This window comes from Paenimyroides ummariense, from assembly GCF_900115115.1.
In the GTDB taxonomy this organism is placed as follows: domain Bacteria; phylum Bacteroidota; class Bacteroidia; order Flavobacteriales; family Flavobacteriaceae; genus Flavobacterium; species Flavobacterium ummariense.
Map to the genome: position 1 here is coordinate 1 of NZ_FOVI01000047.1, position 13,536 is coordinate 13,536.

Annotated in this window: 15 protein-coding genes; 8 read left to right on the forward strand and 7 right to left on the reverse strand. The window is 35.2% G+C overall.

All coding sequences use genetic code 11. The features are described from left to right. Positions 1 to 152 precede the first annotated feature (152 nt). The 5 genes from BM253_RS16575 to BM253_RS16595 all read right to left on the reverse strand — a co-directional run bounded on the left by BM253_RS16575 (position 153) and on the right by BM253_RS16595 (position 3,825). Positions 153 to 392 (reverse strand): integrase core domain-containing protein, encoded by a 240-nt coding sequence (locus BM253_RS16575; protein ID WP_177205816.1) that lies wholly within the window; start codon positions 390 to 392, stop codon positions 153 to 155. A gap of 194 nt (positions 393 to 586) precedes the next feature. Continuing rightward, positions 587 to 1,426 carry a GNAT family N-acetyltransferase gene (locus BM253_RS16580; protein WP_091526519.1) on the reverse strand — a complete coding sequence of 280 codons (840 nt, stop codon included), beginning with the start codon at positions 1,424 to 1,426 and terminating at the stop codon, positions 587 to 589. A 54-nt stretch (positions 1,427 to 1,480) separates the two neighbouring features. Then, entirely contained in the window at positions 1,481 to 1,840 is a 360-nt protein-coding gene (locus BM253_RS16585) for a cytidine deaminase family protein (protein ID WP_245758519.1), read from the reverse strand. Positions 1,841 to 1,856: 16 nt separating this feature from the next. Next, positions 1,857 to 2,894 carry a S66 family peptidase gene (locus tag BM253_RS16590; protein WP_091526522.1) on the reverse strand — a complete coding sequence of 346 codons (1,038 nt, stop codon included), beginning with the start codon at positions 2,892 to 2,894 and terminating at the stop codon, positions 1,857 to 1,859. 49 nt (positions 2,895 to 2,943) lie between these two features. Beyond that, complete coding sequence (locus tag BM253_RS16595) at positions 2,944 to 3,825, reverse strand: DMT family transporter (RefSeq protein WP_091526547.1); 882 nt, start codon at positions 3,823 to 3,825, stop codon at positions 2,944 to 2,946. A 128-nt stretch (positions 3,826 to 3,953) separates the two neighbouring features. On the opposite strand from BM253_RS16595, the gene BM253_RS16600 reads away from it, so the two are divergent. Together BM253_RS16600 and BM253_RS16605 are read left to right on the forward strand one after the other, a co-directional pair. Further along, a complete protein-coding gene (locus BM253_RS16600) occupies positions 3,954 to 5,366 on the forward strand; it encodes an aminotransferase-like domain-containing protein (RefSeq protein WP_091526524.1) in 1,413 nt (470 codons plus the stop codon). A 145-nt stretch (positions 5,367 to 5,511) separates the two neighbouring features. Further along, the gene (locus BM253_RS16605) at positions 5,512 to 6,048 is read left to right on the forward strand and encodes a class IV adenylate cyclase (RefSeq protein ID WP_091526526.1); all 537 of its coding nucleotides are present in this window, start codon (positions 5,512 to 5,514) and stop codon (positions 6,046 to 6,048) included. A 307-nt stretch (positions 6,049 to 6,355) separates the two neighbouring features. Here BM253_RS16605 and BM253_RS16610 read toward each other — a convergent pair whose 3' ends face one another. Together BM253_RS16610 and BM253_RS16615 are read right to left on the reverse strand one after the other, a co-directional pair. Next, the gene (locus BM253_RS16610; protein ID WP_245758520.1) at positions 6,356 to 6,778 is read right to left on the reverse strand and encodes a DUF1905 domain-containing protein; all 423 of its coding nucleotides are present in this window, start codon (positions 6,776 to 6,778) and stop codon (positions 6,356 to 6,358) included. A gap of 17 nt (positions 6,779 to 6,795) precedes the next feature. Then, on the reverse strand, positions 6,796 to 7,062 hold the full coding sequence (locus BM253_RS16615; protein ID WP_091526527.1) for a cation:proton antiporter domain-containing protein: 267 nt from the start codon (positions 7,060 to 7,062) through the stop codon (positions 6,796 to 6,798). A gap of 472 nt (positions 7,063 to 7,534) precedes the next feature. Here BM253_RS16615 and BM253_RS16620 point away from each other — a divergent pair, with 472 nt between their 5' ends. From BM253_RS16620 to BM253_RS16645, 6 genes are all read left to right on the forward strand, one after another. Further along, on the forward strand, positions 7,535 to 7,915 hold the full coding sequence (locus BM253_RS16620) for a hypothetical protein (RefSeq protein ID WP_143095699.1): 381 nt from the start codon (positions 7,535 to 7,537) through the stop codon (positions 7,913 to 7,915). Positions 7,916 to 8,009: 94 nt separating this feature from the next. Further along, complete coding sequence (locus BM253_RS16625) at positions 8,010 to 8,885, forward strand: DUF3347 domain-containing protein (RefSeq protein WP_091526531.1); 876 nt, start codon at positions 8,010 to 8,012, stop codon at positions 8,883 to 8,885. Positions 8,886 to 8,900: 15 nt separating this feature from the next. Further along, a complete protein-coding gene (locus tag BM253_RS16630; protein WP_091526534.1) occupies positions 8,901 to 11,174 on the forward strand; it encodes a multicopper oxidase family protein in 2,274 nt (757 codons plus the stop codon). Positions 11,175 to 11,517: 343 nt separating this feature from the next. Then, positions 11,518 to 12,111, forward strand: coding sequence for a TetR/AcrR family transcriptional regulator (locus BM253_RS16635; protein WP_091526536.1), 594 nt, complete (start codon positions 11,518 to 11,520; stop codon positions 12,109 to 12,111). Positions 12,112 to 12,167: 56 nt separating this feature from the next. Next, entirely contained in the window at positions 12,168 to 12,605 is a 438-nt protein-coding gene (locus BM253_RS16640; RefSeq protein ID WP_091526538.1) for a PaaI family thioesterase, read from the forward strand. Next, a partial coding sequence (locus BM253_RS16645; protein WP_091526542.1) for a beta-ketoacyl-ACP synthase II occupies positions 12,602 to 13,536 on the forward strand: 935 nt, incomplete at its 3' end. The genes BM253_RS16640 and BM253_RS16645, both read left to right, overlap by 4 nt.

The following is a 13,536-nucleotide window of genomic DNA, read 5'->3' on the forward strand; positions in this document are numbered from 1 at the left end:
AACCAAAGCCTACGACTCCATTCCAAATTGCTCTCATAGTTTCTTTTTTAATTTATACCGCAATTTTCCTTCCAATGTGGTTTAAAATCAATACATGTACGTCTTCAAACTAAATTGGACACTTTTTTGTAGAAATTAAGATAGTGTTTGATTTATAAATTTAGTATTTTTTCTTGATTATACAATTGCCTTCTTTTAGCAATTGTTTTTTGTTTAATAACGGCTCTTTGCTCAAGTATTTTATCAGATCTTCCATAATATACATCGGCTGGTGTTAAGTTGTTTAAAGACTCGTGATATCTTTTATTATTGTAATTTTCAACAAATTCATTCAATGCTTCTATTAATTCTTCTGGATGATAGAAATGATTGAGTTTTACCAAATTTCTCATTTATGGCTTACTTTTTGTTTTTATAACTACTAACTTGAATTAATTAGAATAAAGGTTTACCATTCTATACGAAATGTTATGTAAATTAATGAGCGACAAGTTGGATGGTAATTATCTTAAATCTTATTGATCATTTATACTTAGATCTATATTCTATATCAAACCTTAGCAGTACCAATAAAGGTACGTCTGTATTATCCTAAACTCTTTACCATTTCAAATTGATTGATATCGTTAATCAAACCTTGTTTTTCTAAGAATAATTTTAGATTTTCAGCGGCTTCGTCCATATTATTCATTTGCACTTTTTCGCCTGATAGTTGTTTTTGTACTTCGGCTAATAGTTGTGTACCGATGCCGTTTCTTCTGTGTTCAGAAGTTACCGCAATATGATAAATACGCTTGTTGATTGGGTTAAATAAAATATAGCCTATCAAAACTTCTCCAACAAAAGCACCCAAAGCCTTAGGTTGAGCGATATCCATACTTGGAATGGCACTTTGCCAGCTGGGCAAAATATCCCAAAAAGATTGGAAATCTTCCCAAACAAAATTTTGCAAAGGTTTGATGGTAGCTCTATTCAGATGTTGTTTTGGTTGTAATTCACCACCAAAGCACAGTAATTTCCTTCGGATCGTAAATCCATTTTTCTCGTATGCACGGATGGCTGATTGGTTACTTTCAATCACTTCCAAAACCAACTGATTTACGTTATGCTCCTCAAAAAAAGGTTGGATATAATCGTACATTTTCCCTACCAATCCATGACCACGGTACTCAGGCAATACACCCGTTCCGGCATTGTACACCACAGTTTTTTTGTTCACTGTTCGTACACCGTGCATAATGAAAGCGATTAGTTTTTTCGCTTCGAAAACACCGATTGACCATTCGGGTACAATGTTTTCCGATCGCATTTTAAATTGCAACTGCTCTGCATTAAGTTGAAAAGGAACGATATAATCAGCAAATGCACCGTTAATAGCATTTAATAAATCGGGAATATCTTGTTTTGTTAATTGACGTATCTGCATTGTTTTTAATTTTTTAAGGATATCTACTCCTGGTGTTTTATTTCAGTTTTCCAGTCAAAAGGTATTTAATTCTTCTAATGTTTTGAAAATACCGTTGTGGACTTCCACGATTGCTTCACTATTATCGGGAGATAGCTGGCTCATCAGTTCACGACATCTTCCGCAAGGGGGCACTGCATTTCCCATACTGTCCACAGCCACTACGGCCTTTATTCGGTATTCCCCATGTTTCAGCATTTCCGAAACCGCACTATGCTCGGCACAATGCCCTAACGAGTAGGCTGTATCAATACTAATACCCGTATAGACGTTTCCATCAATGGTTTCAATAGCAGCGGCAACATCTCCGTAAGCGATATAATCGTTCAATACAGTTGATTTTACCCATTGAACAGCGACTTCTTTTAGATTCATTTTTTATCTTTTCTTTCTATAATACTCCACCTTCCAATATGGAAAACGTATTCTCTATACAATTGATTTCTGCCAGTCTTCCGTACGGAAGTGTAAACGTTGGACAAGTATGTCCAAAATCCATCTGGGTAATAACAGGCAAATCCGATAAGCCTTCTTCATCCAAGACTTTCAGTAGCTCTATTTCATATTGTTCTGCATAGAAATTGTCATAGGGTCTACCAAAAATAATTCCCTTGGCAAGTTGGAGAATACCCAAAGATGCATAATTTCTCAACCACCAACGGATGTACTCTGGTTTGGGCATGGCTTCCGAAGTTTCAAAAAATAGAATGCTGTCCTTCCACATCTTCAAATCAGGCCAATAATCCGTCCCTTTCAGCATTTCCAACACCTCCATACAACCACCAATCAAGCGCCCTTGTACAATAGAACTGCCTTGCAAAAACTTCCACCCTGTTGCAGGACTTAACTTTCGTTTTATATCTTGCAGCGAAATATCAAACCAATCCAAAAATTCACTTGTCCAACCTTGCTGGTTGGGATAAATTCGTCCAATTACTTCAGCAGAAAACAACGTTCTTTTAACGTCTTCGATTTGGTAATCGTGCATAGCATAATTTTCTGCAAATCCTACCAACAATGATGTGCCGTAAAACGAACTTATTTCTGCTTTAAGACAAATAAAATGCGTGACGGTGCTATCGGAAAATCCAATAAATATTTTAGGGTTTTGCTTTATAACTTCAATGTCAATATATTTCAGTATCCTTATACTGTCATCTCCACCAATGTTGGAAATAATTGCTTTAATGGACGGATCCGAAAAAGCCTCCATTAAGTCGGTTGCCCGAGCTTCGGGGTTTTCGTAAATCCATTGTGCCGGCTGTAAGGCATGTTTGGTTTCTACAACATGCAGATTAAAAACTTGCTCCAAACGTTCTTTACCTTTTTGATAACGATGCGTTAACTCGCCCGCAGCACCCCACGATATCGAGATAGAAGCTACTTTATCTCCCGGATTTAAGCGTTGGGGAATTTTTAATTTTACCATTTTACTCTTTCATTGAAATAACTAAATTAAACATTTGGATTTTCTTAAGCTACTTGTTTGTCGCAAATTTCTTAGTTCCCACCACGCACAGTATAACACCCAGCGTAACCGCTAACATGCCTATGCTAACCTGCTCATGCAACAGCCATGCCGCCAATGCCAAGCCAAAGAAGGGTTGCAATAGTTGTAGTTGTCCTACAGTAGCTGTTCCGCCTTGTGCTAAACCTTTATACCAAAATACAAATCCAAGAAACATGCTGAACAAAGAGACATAGGCCAATCCGCCCCAGGCTTCTACGCTCACATTTTCAAATGAAGACGGCATATAAATAAATGTTAGCGGCAGCATAATCGGTTGTGAAAGTACCAATGCCCATGAAATAACCTGCCATCCGCCTAATTCTTTGGTTAGTTTTGCACCTTCGGCATAGCCCAATCCACAGAGAATCACGGCTAAAATCATCAAAATATCCCCCAAAGGAGAAGCTGCAAGACCTTGAGAAGCGGCATAACCAACAACTAAAAGGCTGCCAATAATTGAAAAAAGCCAGAAGATAGGTTTGGGGCGTTCGCCACCTCGAATAATACCAAATATTGCCGTAGCCATAGGCAAAATTCCGATAAAAACAATGGAATGTGCTGATGTGATATACTGCAATGCCAAAGCACTCAGCAAAGGAAAACCCACCACACAACCAATAGACACAATAGCCAACGGGAGCAATTGCTTACGGTTCGAACGTTTTTCTTTAAATAGCAACAAGATAGCGAGCGCCAGTAATCCCGCAATAGAAGCGCGAACGAGTGTTACAAAAACGGGATTGAACTCCATAACAGCTAATCTTGTTGCGGGCAAAGAACCGCTGAACAGTACAACGCCAATGAAACCGTTCAACCAACCCTGTGTTGTGTTTTCCTGTACTTTATTAATGATATAATCCGAAATAATTAAATCTTTAGTTGCGAATTTCGGAAACTTAAACAAATAAACACAGTCACATTTTTTGATATTTTAATAGACACAGTTATCTTTGGCAATTAGAAATTATTTCCTTTATTATGCGTAAAAGCTATCTATATAATGAAATTGCAGACAATATTGCCGATAAAATTAAATCCGGTGTATTAAAAGCAGGTGAAAAACTGCCGTCTGTAAGAAATTTAAGCCGTGAACATGGAATTAGTATCAATACGGCAAAAAGGATCTTTCTTGAATTAGAAGCTCGTTCTCTTATATGGTCTAAACCACAATCTGGATATTATATCAATTCGGTTAGTTATCTAAAATTACCTTTGGCTGAAGCGAGCCAACCCATACCCATAGCTAATACCAGAGAACCTGATTTATTGATGAATGATATTTATTCAACGATGAGGCGTAAGGATTTGACACTTTTTTCAATCGGAGTACCTTCGGGAACACTTCTGCCTTCTGCAAAATTGAAAAAAGAAATTCAGCTTGCCACGCGAAATCTTCAGGATGGTGGTACGGATTACGAACCATTACAAGGAAATGTCAAACTACGCCGTATGATAGCTGCACGTTCGCTTGCTTGGGAAGGTAATCTGAAAGATGACGATATTGTTACTACAAACGGTTGTATGAATGCATTATCATTGTGCCTTATGGCACTTACAAAACCGGGAGATACAATTGCACTGGAAAGCCCATGTTATTCAGGTATTTTACAACTTGCAGTCAGTCTTGGATTAAAAGTGCTGGAAATTGACACACATCCGATAACGGGAATAGAAATTGACGCCCTTAAGAAATTGCTTCCTGAAATTAATGTTTGCCTTCTTGTTCCTAGCTTCAACACGCCTTTGGGATACTGTATGCCAGATAATAATAAAAAAGAGATTGTTTCGCTTCTTTCAGAACACAATATTCCACTGATTGAAGATGATACTTATGGAGATCTTCATTTTGATGCAAAACGCCCCAAATGCTGTAAATCTTTTGATAAGGATGGTAATGTGCTTTGGTGCGGTTCAGTTTCTAAAACATTGGCTCCGGGCTTTCGTGTTGGTTGGGTGGCTCCCGGAAGATACAAAGAGCAAATCCTTAAATTAAAACTGATCCATTCCATATCATCTAACTCGCTTATCAACGAAGCTATAGGTAACTTTCTTTTGACCGGGAAATATGAAAACCATCTCCGCAATCTCCGCAGGACCCTGCAGGAAAATTATCAAAAATATGCCTCTGCCATTGCTACTTATTTCCCTGCAGGAACCAAAGTAAGCCGCCCACAGGGAGGTTTGGCTCTTTGGATTGAATTTCCAAAACATGTTGACACCGAAAAGCTGTACAATCAGGCGCTTAAACATCATATCAGTATTTCTCCCGGAAAAATTTTCACCCTGCAGGAGCAGTTTCAAAATTGTATGCGTCTTTGCATAGGTTTGCCATGGACAGATGATTTAGAATTAAAGTTGAAACAGCTCGGACATCTTGCTAAACTCAATTAATCTAAAAGTTTAACTTAATACAGTTATGGAGTAAAATATAAAAGCACTTTGTCTAAGTTGCTACGGGAATAATTATTTTAAAATCGATAATTTTGATGCATTCGAATTCTAGATCGAATGAAAAAAAAAAAAACAATTAAACTATATGAAAATAAAAAACTTTGAATTTAAGGCAAAAGTAGGTGACCATGAAAAATACGAAAATTTACTGCTTAAATTAAACCCAATCGATTATGGAACCGACCATCAGATAGATACTTACTTTAATACTCCCAAAGGAAGACTTAAGCTTCGGGAAATTGAAGGTAAAGAAAGTAAGCTAATTGATTATAATCGTGAAAATGTGCAAGGAAGCAAAAAATCTGATATTTTTTTATACAAACACGAAAAAGATGAGGCGTTAAAACAGATTCTTTCTAATCAAATGGGTATTAAAGTTATTGTGGACAAAAAACGAAAAATATATGGAATTGATAATGTGAAATTTCATTTTGATACCGTTGAAAATCTTGGAACCTTCATTGAAGTAGAAGCAATAGATGAAACGGAAGCATTTACATTAGAAGAACTGAAAGAGCAATGCGACTTCTATTACGATTATTTCAGCATCCAAAAAGAGCAGGTGGAAAAATTGTCTTATAGCGATTTGCTTCTTCAAAATTTAGGGGTTATTAAACAGTAATAGCTTACATAATAAGATATCGATTGTTTAGATTTTCAATGTCATTAACAGGAAATTTAATAATGTCGCTATACAAAATGTCTTAAGGTTTAAATAAAAGAATCCTAATTCCTTAGCCTTTCGAATAAAAAATGTTGTTTATGATCATTATATTGTTCATTTTGAAAAGTATTTTTAATTAAATTCAATATCCTTATGGTCCTTACTTTCTCCTTTTCTTAGTATTCATTTTTAAAAATTTATTTATTATTTAGTTTATCTCGACCAATAAATTTGTTTTTTCCTAGAAGAAAACCAATAACTTTATCTATATTTTCAGTCCGCTTCTCAGTTGTTTTGAGCGCGTTAATATACCGGATAATTCCTTTTTTAGAAATGGTGGAAGTTGATAAAAAACGTTTTCAGCTGTTTTATTTTCCTCTAGAGCCTTAATAAAATCTACATGAGGCATCAAGCTACGTTCTCGTAGATCAAATTTAATTTTTACTTCTAAATATTCCCAAATTCTTCTTGGTGAATCATTTAACATAATTTTGTTGATATACAATCGCCATGCACCTTTAAACCTTACTAAAGTTTGTATGTATTCCTTTTCGTTTATAGTTCCATTTACCGGAAAAGGACCTTTATTTCGTCCTGCCTCTTGGAAAACAACCTCCAACACCTCATCGGGGATAAAAACAAAGGGGTTAATTCCTATAATTTCTAACTGTGCTTTAAACTTCAACATCTATGCTATAAAATTCTTTAATTCAACCTCATAATATAAATTTGTAATTTCCGCATTTCTTTAAATGAACCTGCCCAAGCGGCTTCAAACAACAAAGGCGGTAAAAAAATAAAGAAAATTAAATCTGGATCTATTTGAATATGAAGCATTTCTGTGATTATACTAACAAATAAACCCGCTACAACTAATAATATGCGGTAGGCAATTTTTAGTTTTTTGGCAAGAATATTAAGCAGTATAATTCCTACAATCATTGCTATTATAAAAGGTAATGGTATATACATTTTTGTTTTTATAAGAGTGAATAAATTACATTATCACGTTATTTATGGATTGAATAGGCTTCAAAATATCTATTCTTAAACCATTAAACTGATTTTCAGTATAATCGCCGAAATTCCCCTATCACATAAATACAATATAAAACCTATTAAGCATAGTAACAATGAGCGTATAGAGACAAGTTAACAAATATAGTGCCCTATAAACTCAATAATTCCATTGAATAAAATACTTTCTTACAATCATAAGATCTTTAAGATGGTTTTGTATTAATTTATTTAATGTTAAATATTTTATATTAATATCCTTTAATTCAGAATAGAATACACATATTATCTAAATTATATTAATTTTGTATACTAAATGATTTATAAAAATAAAATAATCTCTAAAATAAGTTTAAATTAATCGTTAAGTAACAGAAAGTTATATAATTCAAAGAAAAAATTTAATACTTTTGAAGAGTTGGAAAATTTGAATAAACATATTGCAGTTCTTATATTTTTTTGTTTGGGCTTCCTTTTGATGCCTAATCAAGGTTATGCGTGTTCAAAAAAAACAACAAAGACAGAACAATCTTCTTGTTCTACTAAAAAAGACAAAAGTTTAAAAGAGAAGAATTGTTGTAAAACCAAATCCTGTAAAGATAATAAAGAAGATACCGGACATTGTAATGGCAATTGCAAAGATAAAACTTGTACTAACAATACACCATCCCCCTCTTTAGCCCTGTTCTCGTACTTACAGATCAATGAATTACATTTTGCAGACGTGAAAAAGCAAAAATTCGGTTTCAAACAAGTCTATTATTCTTCTAACTATTCTACTATTTGGCAACCGCCTAAAATAAGCTAACATTAAGGCTTCCCAGCCACAATTGTGTTTTGTCGAAAACTAAATCCTGTTTTCGCAACCCTTTCGTATATCTTATTAAATTAAAATTTTCAAAATGAAATCAATATCAAGAATATTGATGGTAATTACTATATTACTATCATCTATAAACAACTTTGCACAAATCAAAAATTTAAAAACAGAAACCGTAAAAATATATGGCAACTGCGGAATGTGTAAAACCACCATTGAAAAAGCAGGAAATGTAAAAAACGTAGCTACTGTAGAATGGAATAAAGATACCAAAATGGCTACACTCAGCTATGATGATAAAAAAACAACTCCCAATGAAATACTGAAACGCATTGCTTTGTCAGGTTACGACAGCGATAAATTTTTAGCACCAAATGATACTTATGCTAAACTACCGGAATGCTGCCAGTACAATAGAGATTTAAAACCAATTGCAAAATCTAACACTACTAGTATGGATATGAAAAACGAACACGTAAATCATAACCATCATGAAATGTCTAAAACTAATACTTCGAAAGATCAAAATGTAACACCACTGAAAGCCGTTTTAGAGAGCTACTTTGCAGTAAAAGATGCCTTGGTAAAAACTGATGCAGCTACTGCTTCTATAAAAGCTACAGAATTGGAAAAAGCCATCAAAGCGGTAGAAATGACAAAACTTTCTACCGAAGAGCATAACGTTTGGATGAAAATAATGAAAAACTTAACCGCCAATACGGAAAAAATTGCTGTTTTCAAAGATGTTGCAAAACAAAGAGAAACTTTCGCTTTGCTGTCAAAAGATATGTATGAACTAGCTAAAGTATCGAAACAAGAAACTCCGGTTTACTATCAACATTGCCCAATGTACAATGGTAAAGGTGCTAATTGGTTAAGCAAAGAAGCAGCAGTTAAAAATCCATACTATGGTTCGCAAATGCTTACTTGCGGTAGTGTACAGGAAACGATTAAATAACTCATTCTTATTAAAATGGATATAAAAAACATTTCTCAAAAGATACTGTTGTCAATAGTACTCTTACTATTAGTTACAGCTCAGTTATTTGCCCAGAAAGTAGTGCGGTACGATTTGTACGTTAAAGACACGCTGGTAAATTACGCCGGAAAAGAGAAAAGAGCCATCGCCGTAAACGGACAAATACCAATGCCCACGCTTACATTCACAGAAGGAGATACTGCCGAAATTGTAGTGCACAATCAATTAAAGGAAAGTACGTCTTTGCACTGGCATGGGGTATTTTTACCAAACAAAGAAGATGGTGTGCCATTTTTAACGCAAATGCCCATAAAGCCTGGCACTACCTATACCTATCGCTTTCCTATTATCCAAAACGGTACGCATTGGTATCATTCGCATTCTGGTCTGCAAGAGCAGATTGGAATGTACGGCAATTTTGTAATGAAAAAGCGAGAGAGTGATAAAACTTTTAGAAAAGGTATTGACGATTTGCCCACAGTACCTATTATTTTAAGTGAATGGACAAACCTTAATCCCAATAACATCAACCGTATGCTACACAATGCCAACGACTGGGCTGCTATTAAAAAGAATGCAACACAATCATATGCAGAAGCAATCAGAGCCGGAAAATTTAAAACCAAACTCACAAACGAATGGAAAAGGATGCTGGCAATGGACGTAAGTGACGTATATTACGATAAAATATTAATTAATGGAAATAATATAACAGATTTACATACTGTTGATGGAAAAAAGCTAAAAGCCGGTGACAAAGTTAGATTACGTGTTTCCAATGGTGGTGCTTCTTCTTATTTCTGGTTACGTTATGCTGGCGGAATAATAACCGTTGTAGCCAGCGATGGTAATGATGTAACACCTGTAGAAGTAGACCGATTAATCATTGCTGTTTCCGAAACTTACGATATCGTTGTCACTATCCCCAATGAAGGTGTGGGTTATGAATTTTTAGCTACAACAGAAGACCGTACCCAGTCTGCCAGTGTGTTTATCGGCGATGGAATTAAACAATTGATTTCTCCCCTGCCCAAACTAAAATATTTTGAAGGAATGCAGATGATGAATGATATGATGAAAATGAATGGCGATTTGGATGACATGGGTATGAAAATGAGCCTTAATCAAATGGATATGAATGTGGTCATGTATCCAGAAATTACAGGAGAAAATAGACAAAATTCAAATCACAGTAATCACGATATCATGAAAATAGAGGAAAATTCCAATAAGTATAATGCTAATGCTTTAGGAGATATAACAACACTCAACTACACTATGCTTGCTGCTCCACAAAGCACCACTCTGCCCAAAGAAGCACCTGTAAAGGAAATGAAATTTACCTTAACGGGCAACATGAACCGATATGTTTGGAGCATGGACAATAAAATTCTATCGGAAATTGATAAGATACCTGTAAAAAAAGGGGAAATACTACGTATTACCATTTATAACAATTCTATGATGCGTCACCCTATGCACTTACATGGTTTTGATTTTAGAATAATCAATCAACATGGGGAAAAGTCTCCCTTAAAAAATGTGATGGACATTATGCCGATGGAAACCAATACCATAGAGTTTTTAGCCAATGAAGAAGGCGATTGGTTTTTCCACTGCCATATCCTTTATCACATGATGGCAGGTATGAACAAAGTTTTTGCTGTAGACGATTATCAAAATCCCTACTTACCTAATAAAGCAAAAGCTTATAAAATGTTACAACGCGAAAGTAACATGTCTCACTTTATGGGTCAAAATGATTTTTCTACTAATGGAAATGATGGGGAAGCAATGTTACAAAATGCAAGATGGAGCTTGGGCACAGAATGGCGTTTGGGGTATGGATCAATGCATGGTTACGAGGTAGAAACCCATTTAGGAAGATACATTGGTAAAATGCAATGGTTTATGCCATTTGTCGGATTCGATTACCGTTACCGAAAAATGGGAATGGACGAACACGAAAAAAATATTTTCGGACAAGAAAATAAGAAAGACAGCAGGTCTGCTGTTAGTTTAGGTTTTATGTACACTTTACCTATGCTTGTCAATTTTCAGGCAGAAGTTTATCACGATGGTATTGTAAGACTATCTTTAATGCGTGAAGACATTCCGATTTCAAAAAGGTTGCGAGCTGGTTTTATGGCAAATACAGATTTAGAGTATATGGCAGACTTAAGCTATATTCTTAACAAAAACATGGCTATTAGAACACATTATGATAGCGATATGGGATTGGGGATTGGTTTAAGGATTAACTATTAAAATAATAAGCAGCATCAAAAGGCATATCATGCTAATTGAACAACAGTATGTATAAAAAAACAGGTATAATAAAATAGATAGGCAATAAATGGATGATTTTCAAATTACCCGTTATTAAGCAATGCCATATTATCTTGTTTTAGATATTAATTAAAATAGCTTAGATAAATTTTTAGATTTAAGAATGGTGGCTTTGATATTTTAACCGATCCATCATTCTTAAATTAATTTTTAACTTTAAAACTATAGTTACCATTTTATTATCAACTTTTGTTAAATATTCAAAAAAAAATATACCTTTTGGTATATTTTATTATTTTTGGATCAAATACAATCTGTAAATATGTCAAAAGCCAACCAAACACGCCAGTTCATTATTGAAAAAACAGCACCGATCTTTAATAAGAAAGGATTTGCGGCTACATCATTGTCTGACATTACAGAAGCAACAGGGCTTACCAAAGGCAGTATTTACGGAAATTTTGAAAATAAGGATGAAGTAGCTATTGCTGTTTTTAAGTACAATGCAGACAGATTATGGAAGAAAAAGGAAAATTGGATAACGGTTTACAGTGACGCCAGATCACAACTAATGGCGCTTGTTGACTTTTACCGAAAGAACTGGAAAGAACTTTTTGAAAGTGGTGGCTGTCCGGTTATGAATGCTGCGACAGAATCAGATGATATAATGCCCGCAATGAAAGAACGTGTAAAGAATACGGTTGATAGTTGGGTTAGAAATGTTGCAAACATTCTTGAAAAAGGTATTAAAGAAAATGTATTTCGATCAAATATAAATACAGTGGAATACGCCCGTTTGTTCATTATGACGATTGAAGGTGGAGTTCTGCTTTCTAAAATTTCAGACAAGCCAGACAGCCTGTATCTGGCATTAGACAGAGTTAATAAAATTATAGATGATGAAATAATAATCTAATTTTTTTACACAAAAATATACCGTTCGGTATATAAATTGATTTAAAATTATATAAGATGACAGCTTTAGAAAAAATAAAAACTTTTACAGGAAAAGAATTTTCAGCATCGCCATCCCCTTTTATGCGCTGGTTGAAACCTATTGTTTTAATTGCAGAACAAGGTACATTAGAATTTGAATATTTTGTTAGAAGCGAATGGCTAAACCCGGCAGGAAACCTGCATGGTGGCGTAACTGCTGCAATTATTGACGATATTATCGGGGCAACGGTGTTTTCATTAAACGAACCTATTTTTTACACAACCATCAATATCGCAGTGGATTATTTTTCTTCGGCAAAAGCAGACGAAAAAATAATCGCGAAAACACATATTATTAAAAAAGGTAAACAGTTTATTAATGTACATTGTGAAGTTTGGAACAGTGACAAAAGCAGAATGCTCGCTAAAGGAACATCCAATCTATTTAAAACAGAAACTAAAATTGAACCATGAAAAGAGTCGTAATAACCGGATTGGGAACAATAAACCCACTTGGAAACAATATAGCCGATTTTTGGAATAATGCAGTCAACGGTAAAAGCAGTGCTGGAATCATTACCCGTTTTGACGCATCCAAATTTCGTACACAGATAGCATGTGAAGTTAAAAACTTTAAACCTGAAACATATCTGGACCGCAACGAAATAAAGCGAAGCGACCTCTTTACGCAATATGCCCTCTACAGTGCTTCACAGGCATTAGAAGATTCAGGTCTGGATGTAAAGCAAATGGATCCTTTTTACATAGGGGTAATATGGGGCGTTGGTCAGGGTGGTATGGAAACCTTTGAGAGTGAAGTTGAAAACTATGTAACAGGTAATTATGTACCCAGATTCAGTCCGTTTTTTGTACCTAAGCTTATTGTTAATATGGCTTCGGGAATGATATCTATGAAATTCGGATTACAGGGAATAAATTACACTACCGTATCGGCTTGTGCTACTGCCAACACAGCAATGATGGATGCATTTAATTACATTCGTTTGGGCAAAGCGAAAGTATTTATTTCGGGCGGCTCTGAAGCTCCTATAACTCCGGCTTCGATAGGAGGTTTTTCTGCCATGAAAGCCATGTCTGTAAGAAATGCTGATCCACTTACTGCCAGCAGACCTTTTGATAAAGACCGTGACGGTTTTGTAATGGGAGAAGGTGCAGGTGCCCTTATATTGGAAGAATATGAACAGGCTAAAAAAAGAGGTGCAAAGATTTATGCCGAACTGGTAGGCGCATCAATGACAGCAGATGCTTACCACATGACTTCTCCACATCCGGAAGGATTGGGTGCTGCAAAAGCAATGCAGCTTGCCTTGGAAGAAGCAAAACTAAATCCAGATGAACTTGATTATTTGAACTTACACGCAACTTCTACTCCTGTGGGAGATAT